Annotated in this window: 12 protein-coding genes; 10 read left to right on the forward strand and 2 right to left on the reverse strand. The window is 50.8% G+C overall.

Annotated elements, in window-relative coordinates:
• Nucleotides 1-121: 121 nt before the first annotated feature.
• On the forward strand, nt 122-1,795 hold the full coding sequence (locus BLW33_RS07385; RefSeq protein ID WP_090307054.1) for a ribulokinase: 1,674 nt from the start codon (nt 122-124) through the stop codon (nt 1,793-1,795).
• Between the two features lie 33 nt (nt 1,796-1,828).
• Complete coding sequence (locus BLW33_RS07390) at nt 1,829-3,217, forward strand: sn-glycerol-1-phosphate dehydrogenase (protein ID WP_090307057.1); 1,389 nt, start codon at nt 1,829-1,831, stop codon at nt 3,215-3,217.
• Between the two features lie 67 nt (nt 3,218-3,284).
• Here BLW33_RS07390 and BLW33_RS07395 read toward each other — a convergent pair whose 3' ends face one another.
• Nucleotides 3,285-4,418: an aminotransferase class III-fold pyridoxal phosphate-dependent enzyme gene (locus tag BLW33_RS07395; protein WP_090307060.1), complete on the reverse strand. Its 1,134-nt coding sequence runs from the start codon at nt 4,416-4,418 to the stop codon at nt 3,285-3,287.
• A gap of 83 nt (nt 4,419-4,501) precedes the next feature.
• The gene (locus BLW33_RS07400; protein ID WP_090307063.1) at nt 4,502-4,714 is read right to left on the reverse strand and encodes a DUF1858 domain-containing protein; all 213 of its coding nucleotides are present in this window, start codon (nt 4,712-4,714) and stop codon (nt 4,502-4,504) included.
• A 214-nt stretch (nt 4,715-4,928) separates the two neighbouring features.
• Here BLW33_RS07400 and BLW33_RS07405 point away from each other — a divergent pair, with 214 nt between their 5' ends.
• The 8 genes from BLW33_RS07405 to BLW33_RS07435 form a co-directional block, all read left to right on the forward strand.
• Nucleotides 4,929-5,141 carry an HPr family phosphocarrier protein gene (locus tag BLW33_RS07405; protein WP_242911625.1) on the forward strand — a complete coding sequence of 71 codons (213 nt, stop codon included), beginning with the start codon at nt 4,929-4,931 and terminating at the stop codon, nt 5,139-5,141.
• Between the two features lie 114 nt (nt 5,142-5,255).
• Nucleotides 5,256-6,023 carry an adenosylcobinamide-GDP ribazoletransferase gene (cobS, locus tag BLW33_RS07410; protein WP_090307070.1) on the forward strand — a complete coding sequence of 256 codons (768 nt, stop codon included), beginning with the start codon at nt 5,256-5,258 and terminating at the stop codon, nt 6,021-6,023.
• The gene (locus BLW33_RS07415) at nt 6,020-7,864 is read left to right on the forward strand and encodes a YgiQ family radical SAM protein (RefSeq protein ID WP_090307073.1); all 1,845 of its coding nucleotides are present in this window, start codon (nt 6,020-6,022) and stop codon (nt 7,862-7,864) included. Before cobS ends, BLW33_RS07415 begins: the two co-directional genes overlap by 4 nt.
• Nucleotides 7,865-7,868: 4 nt before the next feature.
• The gene (locus tag BLW33_RS07420; RefSeq protein ID WP_090307076.1) at nt 7,869-8,246 is read left to right on the forward strand and encodes a metal-dependent transcriptional regulator; all 378 of its coding nucleotides are present in this window, start codon (nt 7,869-7,871) and stop codon (nt 8,244-8,246) included.
• Nucleotides 8,236-9,597 carry a 23S rRNA (uracil(1939)-C(5))-methyltransferase RlmD gene (rlmD, locus tag BLW33_RS07425; RefSeq protein WP_090307079.1) on the forward strand — a complete coding sequence of 454 codons (1,362 nt, stop codon included), beginning with the start codon at nt 8,236-8,238 and terminating at the stop codon, nt 9,595-9,597. Before BLW33_RS07420 ends, rlmD begins: the two co-directional genes overlap by 11 nt.
• 248 nt (nt 9,598-9,845) lie before the next feature.
• Entirely contained in the window at nt 9,846-9,980 is a 135-nt protein-coding gene (locus BLW33_RS14470; protein WP_278286194.1) for a hypothetical protein, read from the forward strand.
• A 58-nt stretch (nt 9,981-10,038) separates the two neighbouring features.
• Entirely contained in the window at nt 10,039-11,820 is a 1,782-nt protein-coding gene (locus BLW33_RS07430) for an AAA family ATPase (protein WP_176966659.1), read from the forward strand.
• A gap of 73 nt (nt 11,821-11,893) precedes the next feature.
• Nucleotides 11,894-12,167 (forward strand): transposase (locus tag BLW33_RS07435; protein WP_090307083.1); only part of this gene is annotated, 274 nt, incomplete at its 3' end.

Consider the following 12,167-nt stretch of genomic DNA (forward strand, 5'->3'; position numbering starts at 1 on the left):
AAATATAACATATTTCGAACATTTAATCAATTTCTTTCTGGAAATTCTAGATTAGTCCGTCGGGGGGAGTCCGTTGGACCACGAATCTGATTTAAAGTGTTCGGAAAAAAAGGAGAGTAAAATGGCGAAATATTCGATTGGTATTGATTTTGGGACATTATCGGGCCGTGCGGTTTTGGTCAATGTTCAAACCGGCAAGGAAATGGGCTCCAGCGTCTATGAGTACCCCCATGCCGTGATGGAGGAAGCCCTTCCAAACGGTAAAAAGTTGCCAGTGGACTACGCTCTGCAATATCCCCAGGATTATTTGGATGTGCTTACCCACACCATTCCAGATGTTCTTAAAAAAACCGATGTCAGCGCGGAGGATGTCATTGGTGTTGGGGTCGACTTTACGGCCTGTACGGTATTCCCGGTGGATGCCCAGGGCAACCCTCTGTGTTTTACTGAAAAGTACCGGGAAGATCCCATGGCTTATGTCCAGTTATGGAAGCACCACGCCGCCCAGGATTATGCCAACCGATTGACGGAGATTGCCGAACAGCGAGGGGAAACTTTCTTGGCCCGTTATGGGGGAAAGGCCTCGTCGGAATCTCTTTTCCCACGGCTTTGGAAGATTGCCGCAGAAAACCCAGAGCTCTATGATGATATGGACCAATATGTGGAAGCCGGGGACTGGATCATTTGGCAGATGACGGGAGTGAATGTCCGGAATTCCTGTGCAGCAGGGTACAAGGCATTGTGGCATAAGACCGAGGGCTATCCCTCCAAGGCATTCTTTAAGGCCCTGCATCCCAAGTTGGAAAATGTCATTGAAGAGAAGCTCAAGGCACCGGTTCAGGCCATTGGAACCAAGGCTGGGGAGATTAACGAAGCCGGGGCGAAGCTAACGGGACTTAAGGTGGGGACGGCGGTTTCCACAGCCAATATCGATGCCCATTCCGGGGTGCCGGGAGCCCTAAAGGAAGTGGCTGAAAACCAGATGCTCATTATCATGGGAACCTCCAGCTGCCATATGCTCGTCAGCAAGCAGGAACGCATTGTCCCCGGGGCATTTGGGGTAGTGGAAGACGGTATGCTGCCAGGATTTATCGGGTATGAAGCGGGTCAGAGCTGCGTGGGGGACCACTTTGCATGGTTTGTAGATAATTGCGTGCCACAGTCCTACGCCCAGGCCGCTGCGGAAGCAGGGATGAACCTTCACCAGTATCTCACGGAGAAGGCTTCTAAGCTGAATCCTGGGGAAAGTGGCCTGGTGGCCCTGGACTGGTGGAATGGAAACCGCTCCATCCTCTTAGATAACGATCTCGTGGGGCTGATGATGGGAATGCGATTGACCACCAAGCCCGAAGAGATGTATCGTGCCTTAATCGAAGCCACAGCCTTTGGCACCCGCGTCATTGTTGAAAACTTTGCAAAGCACGGTGTGGATACGGATAAGATTTTTGCAACGGGTGGGATTTCCCAGAAAAACCCCATGATGATGCAGATCTACGCCGATGTTACCAGACGCCCCATCCGCATTGCAGGCTCTGAATATGGTCCAGCCCTGGGTGCCGCCGTGTTCGGTGCTTTGGCTGCCGGAACAGACCGGGGCGGGTACGATTCTGTCTTCGATGCCACCAAGGTGATGGCCAATTTAACGGATATCGAGTATATCCCAAATGAGGACAACGCCAAGGTGTATGATCAATTGTACGCTGAGTTTTTAGAACTCCACAATCTTTTCGGCCGGGGCCAAAACGATATGATGAAACGCCTTAAGAAAATCAGGGAAGCCGCCATCGATCGTTAATCACTTAATTCATGTCAGGAGAGCAAAATTAAAATGAGTTTTTTAGATAAAACAATTAACGAATTAATTAATACCGAATTCAAATGCAGCTGTGGGAAGACCCATTTGGCCAATATCCAGAATATTGCCATTGGGAAGGGTGTGATCGGCCAGTTGGGCGCAATGATTGACAAGCAGGTCATAAAGGACGACCGAGTCTTTGATAAGGCCGTGGATAAGATCTTCGTGGTCAGCGATATCAATACCGAGGGGGTGGCGGGGAAGGACGTCAAGGAACGGCTGACGAAGGCGGGCTATTCCACAACGGATTATGTATTCCCCCATGCCTCCATGCATGCCGAAGACCGGTATGTGGAAGAGATGCGTGCTAGGCTTCCCGAGGATATTGCTCTGATCATCGCTGTGGGTTCGGGCTCTCTCAATGATATTACCCGTTATGTGGCTTTTCATGCCGGGGTTCCTTACTACATTGTGGCCACGGCGCCCTCCATGGATGGCTACGCCTCCAATGTTTCGCCCCTGGTCCACAATAATTTGAAAATTACGTACACGGCGGAATGTGCCGCTGCTATCATCGGTGATACGGATTATCTGGCCACGGCGCCCATGCATATGATTGCCGCTGGTTTAGGGGATGTCCTTGGGAAATATCTGGCTATCAGCGATTGGCGAATCTCCCAGGTGATTAATGGGGAATACTACTGCCCTGAGGTTGGGGAGCTTGTGCTGTATTCCGTTAAGAAATGTGTGGATACGGTGCCAGGGCTTGAAAAACGAGACCCCACCGCTCTCCAATATCTCATGGAATCCCTGGTGCTCATCGGCATCGCCATGAGCTACATTGGCTTCTCCCGGCCCGCCTCTTCTTCGGAGCACCATATTGCTCACTTCCTGGAAATGAAGGCAATCTTCGCCGGGGAATACGGTGAGCTCCATGGCACCAATGTGGGGATGGCGACCTGTCTCATTGGGGAAATGTATAAGAGCTTTTTAGCGAAGCCCCTGGATTACGATAAGGCCCGGGCCCATGCGATAGCCTTTGATCACGATGTCTGGGTAACAGAAATCAAACGTTCCTTTGGCTTAGGGGCGGATGAGGTGATTAAGCTGTACGATACGGCCCGACAAAATGATGGGGATGCGGTGCTGAAGCGCATCGATGCCATTGAGGCTCATGAGGATGAGATTTTGGGGATGGTGCGGGACGTGAGTGAGAAGCTGGCGGCCTGTCCGGCGCTTTTAGGCTGTTTGGGGGGCTTGACGGATCCGTCCGGCTATCCGCTGACCCAAGGGGATATGGTGGATATTATCACCTATGCCAAGGAACTGCGGAACCGCTATGGCACCCTACAGCTCTTCTACGATTTGGGGATGTTAAATGACATTGCCCAGGAGATGGCAACGCGTTACATGAAAAAATAATAAAGGGTGGCAAAGTGCCACAGTGCTGTGAAAAGGGGGGGCGCGTTTTGCGACCCCCCTCATTCTTTTATTTCACAAAAAACTGCATCATCCCTTCGATGAAGGTATCCACGTCAGCGTCCTCTAAAACAAAGGGCGGGAAGAGGCAGACCACGGATGGACGCCACTGTGAGCAGTGGACGAGTATCCCCCGGGATGCCATAAAGCTTTGGAAATCCTTGGCTTTTCCCGGTTTTTGAAAATCCAGGAAAAGGCATAGCCCAACCCCACGGAATAAAAAGGTTTCTGTGGTGTTAGCGTCCAGGGCCCGAACCTTCCCAAGAAAGCGGTGCCCCAGGGACTGTATACGAAGCAGCATGTCATCGTGTACCAGGGACTCTAAAAGCACTTTAAACATAAGCAGTCCTCCGGCATCCGATGGACGAAGAGTCGGTGCTTGGTCGGTAATGGCCTTTTTATACTTTCTAGTGGTTGCCAAGAGGTGGATTTGGCGATCTCCCAAGAGGTCACCGCTATAGACCAGTAGATCAGGCTTGGCATTGTAGTAAGCAGTGGTAAACACCTGCCCCGTTCGCCCCAGTCCGATACTGCTTTCAATCCAAATGAGGGGAATGCCGGATTTATTGATAAATTGAAGCAGAGAGGCCATTTCCTCTGGGGTGGCCAGACGGCCCTTCTCCTTGATGTAGGGGTCAATAATGAAGGCTGCGGTATTTTTTTTCTGATCCTTTAAAAAGCGCTCCAAATCTCCAAAATCTTCGATGTTATGGTAATCGTTGATGGCGGTAATCCTTTCTCCGGAAAGATGAAAGGGGAGTCCTGTGGACTCCAGGGTCAGGAAATTTTTGTTCTTTTTCGTTAAAAAAGTTTGGCTTAGGATGTTACCGAAATCGGTTTGGTTGAAATAAAGGGACTTAAGTCCCTTGGGGAGCTGGGAAATGAGAAGCCCCTGGATTTCCGTGATGAGCACATCGATATTAATGGGGGAACCCGAGGCCCGTTGAGTCATTACCGCAGCGTTAATGCGCTGATTAATGGTGGAATTCAGGTATCCAAAGTCCCAGAGCAGGCAGTCAGAATAATACCCGATGTATTCCCTGCAGTTGGAATCCCTAAGGTACTGCATATGGGGGGAGGTGATGGTGAACAGGTCATTAAAGAGATGGCTCAGTTGATGTGAGGTGTGATTTTCTTTTCCCATGGTGTGTCTCCTTATCAATAATTTATAGGTATGATTCCAGGCTGGTTATAAAAAACGACGCCGGGAAGGCGTCGCTTTCATAATTACTTGACTGCACTTAACGCGTTGTTAATGGCCTTAACCATTTCGTCAGCATCGATCCCGTGGGCAGCACACCCTTGTTCGATGTTTTCAAAACGGGCGGCCATGCAGCCGAAACAATGCATTCCAAAAGCCTGGAATACCGGAACAGAGTCCGGATATTGTTCGACGGCTTCTAAAATGCCCATATCTTTTGTCACTTTTGCTTCTGACATAATATCCTCCTATAATGATTTTTTTAACATGTCTATTATATAATTAATAAAAGATAAAGGCAAGTCATGAATTTCCAAGTAAAGCTCTTGCTAATTTATGAAATCCATTGTATAATGTAATCGATAGAAAATTCCGATAGAAGGGGTGTGTGACGTGATAACGAAAAATGTGGTGATTAAAAACCGCGCGGGTTTACACTCGAAACCAGCATCTGTGTTTGTACAAAATACAAATCGGTTTGCCAGTGAAATCTATATCAGCAAAGGGTCTACCCGTGTCAATGCCAAAAGCATCATGGGAGTCATGATTCTATCCGTGCAGCAGGGGGACGAAATTACCCTTGAGATTGCCGGAGATGATGAAGCCGCCGCAATGACAAAACTCGAGAACCTGATCGACAGCAAATTTGGAATGAAGGACGAATAAATCTTTGGGAAAGCTTGGTAAACGCCCCAAGGTCATGATATGATAAAGAAGGTGGATTTCCATTAGGATGTTCATCTTCTTTGTTTTTTAGTCCATTGAAATTAAGGAGTATGTATGCGTAAATTATTAATTGCCATTTCGTTTTTTACCCGCATTAAAATTAATGTGGCGGATGTGACGGAGGATGAGTTTTATCAGTCCATGACCGCCATGCCCATTGTAGGGCTGCTCATTGGGCTGTGGCTGTATCTGGTAGCCTGGCTTACGGGCTTTCTTCGCGTTCCAGCCATTGGTGGGGTCATCCTCATCTTGGCCTATCTCTTTATTTCCGGAGGCCTCCATTTAGATGGGGTGGCCGACACCACCGATGGTCTGATGAGCGCTAGAGACCGGGCTCGGGTGATGGAAATCATGAAGGACAGCCGACTGGGCTCTTTTGGGGCCATCGCCTTAATCATCCTCTTTCTGGGGAGCTTTGCCGCTTACCAGACCATCCTACCCCTGTACCCCGTGGCCATTGTTCTGGCCCCGGTGGTGGGCCGCTTCTGTGGTATCCAGAATTGTTACTTCTCCATCTATGCCGAGGGGGGCGGCGGACTGGGAAAACGCATTGTGGAGATCACCCGGTTTTGGCATGTGGCCCTGTATTTTATCCTGATCATGGGCCTAGGGTACGTATTCATTGGTTGGGTCGCCGGTGTGGCTACCCTGGGGGCCATGGTCATGGCCGCTTACCTCTGCCACCTCTTTAAAAAAAGCATTGGGGGGATGACTGGAGATACCATCGGCATGACCATAGAGCTTTGCCAACTCACTTACCTGCTGGTGGCCGCCGTGGTGGCGGTGAACTGGCCGGCCTTATGCGTGGGGGTGGTGGGATGAAACAACAACCCTTGCCCTTTCCGAAAAACCAGGATGAGATGGCGGCCCTGGGATGGGCAGAACCGGATTTTATTCTGGTGACTGGGGATGCCTTTGTGGATCATTCCAGCTGTGGGGCGGCCATCATCGCCCGGGTCTTAAATGCTCATGGCTACCGGGTGGGGGTCATCAGCCAGCCCCGGTGGCAGGGACCGGAGGAGATAAAGGCCCTGGGCCCGCCGCGCCTTGGATTTCTGGTGACCGCTGGCAATCTGGATTCCATGGTGAACCATTACACGGTGAATAAAAAGAAGCGCCACGATGATGCCTATTCTGCAGGGGGGGTCCCTGGGAAACGCCCGAATCGTGCCATCATCACTTACTGCAGCCTCATCCGCTACGCCTTTCCCGGGTGCCCCATTATCATCGGAGGGATAGAGGCCAGCCTGCGGCGGTTTGCCCATTACGATTATTGGCAGGACGGGGTGCGGCGGCCCATCCTGTACGACTGTCAGGGGGACTTAGTGGTTTATGGCATGGGGGAGAAGGCCATCCTGGAGGTAGCCGAGGCTCTGAAGGCCGGACTGCCGGTGGACGCCCTGACCTATATTCGGGGAACGGGCTGCCTGGTGACGGAAAAGCCCCAGGAGGGCATCTTCCTCCCCAGCTTTGCCCAGGTGGCCGGGGATAAACAGGCCTTTGCCCAGGGCGCTGCCCTCATCCAGGGGTCGAACGATCCCTTTTGTGAAGAGCCCTATATCCAGGAGGTGGACGGCGTCTATTTTATGCAGAATCCCCCTCAGATGCCCCTGACGGAGATGGAGATGGACGATATTTATGATTTGCCCTATACCGGCAGGCTGCTGGGGGGCGGGTCGCCGGTCCCCAGCTTTGAAGAGGTGAAATTCAGCGTCACCGCCAATCGAGGGTGCTTTGGCAGCTGTGCCTTCTGTGCCCTGGCCATCCACCAGGGTCGGTATATGCAGAGACGGAGCAAGGCCTCTATTTTAGGGGAAATTAAGAAAATGACACAGATGTCAGATTTTAAGGGGTACATCCACGATATCGGGGGACCCACGGCGAACTTCAGAAATCCGGCCTGTGAAAAACAAACAACCTCCGGAGTCTGCCGCCATCGGGAATGTTTATTTCCAACCCCCTGTAAAAATCTGGATTGCGATGAGCGAGCTTATTGTGATATTCTAAAGGAAGCCCGGCAGATCCCCGGGGTTAAAAAGGTCTTTGTGCGCTCCGGTATCCGTTACGATTATCTCCTTAAGGATAAGGAAAGCGGTCTCCTTAAGGAGCTGGTGAAATACCATATCAGCGGCCAGCTCCGGGTGGCTCCGGAGCATCTGGGGAATACGGTACTATCGGCCATGGGCAAGCCGGCTTTTGAGGTTTACGAGGCCTTTGTGGCCCGTTTTGAGGCCATGAATCGGAAACTGGGCATGGAACAGTACATCGTCCCTTATTTCATCAGCAGCCATCCGGGGAGCACCTTACAGGATGCGGTGGCGCTGAGTGTCTATTTCAAGGCTCATCGCATGATCCCCGAGCAGGTCCAGGATTTTTATCCCACCCCGGGAAGTCTGGCTACGGCCATGTATTACACCGGGATCGATCCCCGGACCATGGCCCCCATTTATGTGCCCAAGGGGCGTGAAAAAACCCTCCAGCGGGCACTGCTGCAGTTTAATAACCCGAAGAATAAAGCCCTGGTCCGGGAAGCCTTAATCAAGGCCGGACGCCAGGATTTAATGGGACCGGGAAAAGATGCCCTTATCTGGGCACCCCCATCCAAGGGCCCAAAGAACCCACAAAAAGGAAGGAAGACGCCCCCCCGGGGCAAGAGAAGGTGACGAAATGAATGAAAAATTAACCCAATCCATCGAAGATTATATTGAAACCATCTACCTGGATTATTCAAAGGAAGGGAAGGGCGTCCGGGTGACGGACTTGGCCACGGCCATGAAGGTGACCAAGGCCAGCGCCAACGATGCTGTCCGGAAACTGAAGGAGATGGGCTATGTGGAGCACGAGCGCTATGGCCAGATCTACCTCACCGAGGCCGGAAAGGCCAAGGGCATGGCCATTTATGAAAAGCACTGCCTGATTATGCGCTTTTTAACGGATGTCCTAAAGGTGAGTGCCCCGGTGGCCGAGGAAGATGCCTGTAATATCGAGCATATTATCAGTGACGAAACCTTTGAGAAATTGAAAGGATTTTTAAATGCAGACTAACCCCCTAGCGGTGGGTGAGCACCTCACCCTCACCATTATGGATTTTACCCAGAAGGGCCAGGGTATCGGCCGGGTCCATGGCTTGACGATTTTTGTGGATGATGGGGTGCCGGGAGATACGGTGCGGGTGGCCATTACAGCGGTGAAGCCCCGGTACGGCGTAGGGCGGATCATCGCCATTGAGACGCCTTCTCCTGATCGGATCACCCCGGATTGCCCGTATTTTGGGGAGTGTGGGGGATGTCAGACCCAGCAGATGACCTACGGGGCGGAGCTTCGGCTCAAGCGCAAATTTGTGGTGGATGCTCTGTCCCGGATCGGCGGGGTGGCCGACGCGGAGGACCGGGTGGCCGAAACCCTGGGGATGGAAAATCCCTGTCGTTACCGGAATAAAGCCCAGTTCAAGGTGGATGCCTCGGGCGTTGGCTTTTATAAGCGCCAGAGCCATGGCCTCATTCCCATTGCGGATTGCCTAAACCAGCAGGTGAGCTGTCGGGCGGTCATTGCCGCCGGGGAGGCGCTGGTGTCTGAGGGCATCCTGACCCCTTACAATGAGGCCCGGCACCGGGGGGAACTCCGGGGAATCGTCCAGCGGACGAGTACTCAGGGGGATGAAATGCTGACCCTGGTGGTGTCCACCTGGGACGAGGCCAAGGCTCAGGGGATCATCGACTTCCTGGTCCCCCGCATCCCGGGCCTTAAGAGCCTGAATGTGAATATCAATGCCCGGCCGGGCAATACCATTTTGGGGAAGGAGACCCGGTGCCTTTGGGGGGAACCCCGGATTGAGGAGACCCTTGGGCATTTGGCTTTTTCCATTTCTCCCCGGTCCTTTTTCCAGGTCAATACCCAGCAAACCCTGGTGCTGTACCAAGAGGTCTTAAAGGCTGCGGCCCTGAGTGGGCATGAGGTGGTCTACGATCTGTTTTGCGGGACGGGGACCATCGGTATTTTTTTAGCTGCCCAGGCCAGGTTGGTGGTGGGCATTGAGGTGATTGCCGATGCGGTGGTGGATGCCCGGGAGAATGCGGCCCGTAATGGGGTGGATAATGCGGTTTTCTACTGTGGCAAGGCGGAAGCCCTGGTGGCCCAGTGCATTGCCAGTGAGGGTCCCCCGGACCTGGTGGTGCTGGACCCTCCCCGGAAGGGAGTGGATGCCCATATCATCGAGCTAATCCACCATCACCGGGTTCCCCGGGTGGTGTATGTCTCCTGTAATCCGGCGACCCTGGCCCGGGACGTGAAGGCCTTCGGGGCCTTGGGATACGCCCTGAAAGGGGCCCGGCCGGTGGATGTTTTTTGTCGGACCGGGCATGTTGAGACGGTAGTTCTGATGTCTAAGGTCAGGTAAATAAGTGTGAAAAAGGCCTGATTTCAGGTCTTTTTTGCTATTGAGAGTACGAAAACATCCAATCCGAGGTCTAAACCTAACGCTCTGCGGAAACAGGGCAAAAGGCAGGAAACAGAAAAAGAGTGTATAGTTTAGACGCCGATTTAGATGTCGGGCATTGAAGCAGTGATTTAGATGACAGAGGAAGCTTAGGCAGCGGATTGGATATTCTGGAACAGTTGGATTTGTAGATATTATTTGGAGGTCATATGAAAGTTGAATTTTTAGTTAATACAGATATAAATGATGGTAGACAAATCTTTATTCAAGAAGCAGAATTCAAAAAAGCAAAGGATAACGAAGAAGAATTCAATAGTTTTGGGCTATCAAGCACATCAACTTGAAAGAAGAACTGACCGATGCGCATATTTCCCTATTTGGCTTCTGACGGGAGGTGAAAGCATGAGGGATAAACTTACAGCAGAAATAACGAAATTGAATCTGAATGATGCCTCCTACAAAGGCTGTGGGGTATCGATTGTACCGACCTATGTGAACTTCTTCTTTGGCAACAATGGCACGGGCAAGTCCACCATCGGCAAAGCGTTAAAGGTAGATAACGGCGTAGAGTGGCAGCCGGGACGCTCCGTTTCCGATTACAAAGTACATGTTTATAATCTGGATTACATCAATGCCAATCTGCACAGCTTTCATAACCTTCATGGTGTGTTTACCGTGAATGAAGTGAATGTCGCTATTCAGGCAAAGGTCGATGAGAAGCTGGCACAAAAGGAAAAAGCCTCTACGGCCTTTACCGAAGCTGGAGATGCGAAAACGAAGAAAACTTCCGCTTTGCAAGAGGCGCTGGAGCAGTTCCAACAGGAATGCTGGGAGAAAACCTCTGACTTACGTGCGGAGTTCAAGAAAACGCAGGCAAACAGGATGCAAAAGAAATCCTTTGCTGAAGGCGTGCTTGAAGTCAAAACTCCTAAAGAACACGATGTCGATGCGTTGCGTCGCCTCTATGCTGTAGCCTATTCTGACGATGCTAAAAAATATGAGCTATTTCCTTCAATTGCAAATCCAGCAGCTTTGGACGAACTTGAAGGCAGGGATATTCTTGGCAAGAGAATCGTGAGTAGTGCCGACACACCATTTGCGCAGTTCCTAAAGAAGATAAATGCAGCCAGTTGGGTGCAGCAGGGCCACGAGCAATTTCATAAAGCGGCAGGAACTACCTGCCCATATTGCCAGCAGCCTATGCCGGTTAGTTTTGAGGAGGATTTGCAAGCCTGCTTCGATTCCAGTTATCAGGAAGCGAAGCAAGCCTTATCTGATTACTACGAGGCTTACCGTAATGCAGCAAACGTGATGGTAGCCCCGTTGCTTAAACCACCTGCGGAGCTGATGCCCGGAACGGATATTACACCTTTCACAGATAAGGTGGCAGCCATTAAGGGTGTTATTGCAACAAACCTGCAGAAGATAAAAGAAAAGATAGACGAGCCAGCCAGCGTTGTCGAAATTGAGGACGTAGCAACGATGCTGAGTGAATTGGAGACCATCATTGATGGCTTTAACACACTCATCAGAGAGAACAATAGTGTCCTCGATGCCAAGCCCAAGAAGCAGGCAGAATACAGAACAGCCGTCTGGGAACATATTGCTTTCTTGCTGGCTGACCAGATTAGTCGTTACAAGACCAGCAAGTCCTCCTTGGAGGATGAAATTTCAAAGCTGATAACGGAGATTTCAACACGGCGAACAGCAATCAGTACGCTCACTCGTGAAATCACTGAACTTAATAAGGACTGTGTGAATACCACAGCCACAATTGAGAGCGTGAACATTCTGCTTCGTGATTCTGGCTTCCAAGGCTTTAGCATTCGGGAAAAAGAAGGAACACCAAATGTCTATGAGGTCGTAAGGCCAGATGAAGCTATCGCTGAAAACCTGAGTGAAGGTGAGAGAAACTTTATAGCGTTTCTGTATTTCTACCATCAGGTCAAAGGTAGTGATAATCCTGATGGCAGCCAGCTCAACAAAATAGTTGTGATTGACGACCCAGTGTCCAGTATGGACAGCAGTGCACTATTTATCATCAGCGCATTGGTGCGTGAGATGATCCAAATTTGTGAGAATAATGCTGTGGGCGGTGACCCGGCAACGAAGGCAGATTATATCAAACAGATTTTCATTCTGACACATAACGCATATTTCCACAGGGAAATCACCTATAACTGATATTGTATAGTTTTAGTTGACAACTGATTCACAAGGATTTAAGCTAATCAAAGAGTCAGGAGGAGACGAAAAAATGGCAAAGAATAGACAATATGATCCAGAATATAAGATACAGGCCGTGAAGCTGGGAAAAGAAATTGGTCAGTCTAAGGCAGCTAAGGAACTCGGCATTCCCAAGAATACATTGTATTCTTGGATGAGATCCTGCCGACTCGGTAAGTTAGACCTGGGGCCAGGTTCACAGACGCCAACAAGCGCCATGTCACTGACCGAGGAGCTTATCACCTTACGCCAGCACGTTAAGGCACAGAACAAAGAGATTCGACGTCTTAAGGAAGAGAATGAGT

Origin of the sequence: Eubacterium aggregans (assembly GCF_900107815.1) — a bacterium.
GTDB classification, from domain to species: domain Bacteria; phylum Bacillota; class Clostridia; order Eubacteriales; family Eubacteriaceae; genus Eubacterium_O; species Eubacterium_O aggregans.

What these genes read in the sequence shown, in the direction of transcription:
- BLW33_RS07385 (WP_090307054.1), top strand. Translation starts at nt 122, where the DNA reads ATGGCGAAATATTCGATTGGTATTGATTTTGGGACATTATCGGGCCGT.
- BLW33_RS07390 (WP_090307057.1), top strand. Translation starts at nt 1,829, where the DNA reads ATGAGTTTTTTAGATAAAACAATTAACGAATTAATTAATACCGAATTC.
- BLW33_RS07395 (WP_090307060.1), bottom strand. Translation starts at nt 4,418, where the DNA reads ATGGGAAAAGAAAATCACACCTCACATCAACTGAGCCATCTCTTTAAT.
- BLW33_RS07400 (WP_090307063.1), bottom strand. Translation starts at nt 4,714, where the DNA reads ATGTCAGAAGCAAAAGTGACAAAAGATATGGGCATTTTAGAAGCCGTC.
- cobS (WP_090307070.1), top strand. Translation starts at nt 5,256, where the DNA reads ATGCGTAAATTATTAATTGCCATTTCGTTTTTTACCCGCATTAAAATT.
- BLW33_RS07415 (WP_090307073.1), top strand. Translation starts at nt 6,020, where the DNA reads ATGAAACAACAACCCTTGCCCTTTCCGAAAAACCAGGATGAGATGGCG.
- BLW33_RS07420 (WP_090307076.1), top strand. Translation starts at nt 7,869, where the DNA reads ATGAATGAAAAATTAACCCAATCCATCGAAGATTATATTGAAACCATC.
- rlmD (WP_090307079.1), top strand. Translation starts at nt 8,236, where the DNA reads ATGCAGACTAACCCCCTAGCGGTGGGTGAGCACCTCACCCTCACCATT.
- BLW33_RS14470 (WP_278286194.1), top strand. Translation starts at nt 9,846, where the DNA reads ATGAAAGTTGAATTTTTAGTTAATACAGATATAAATGATGGTAGACAA.
- BLW33_RS07430 (WP_176966659.1), top strand. Translation starts at nt 10,039, where the DNA reads ATGAGGGATAAACTTACAGCAGAAATAACGAAATTGAATCTGAATGAT.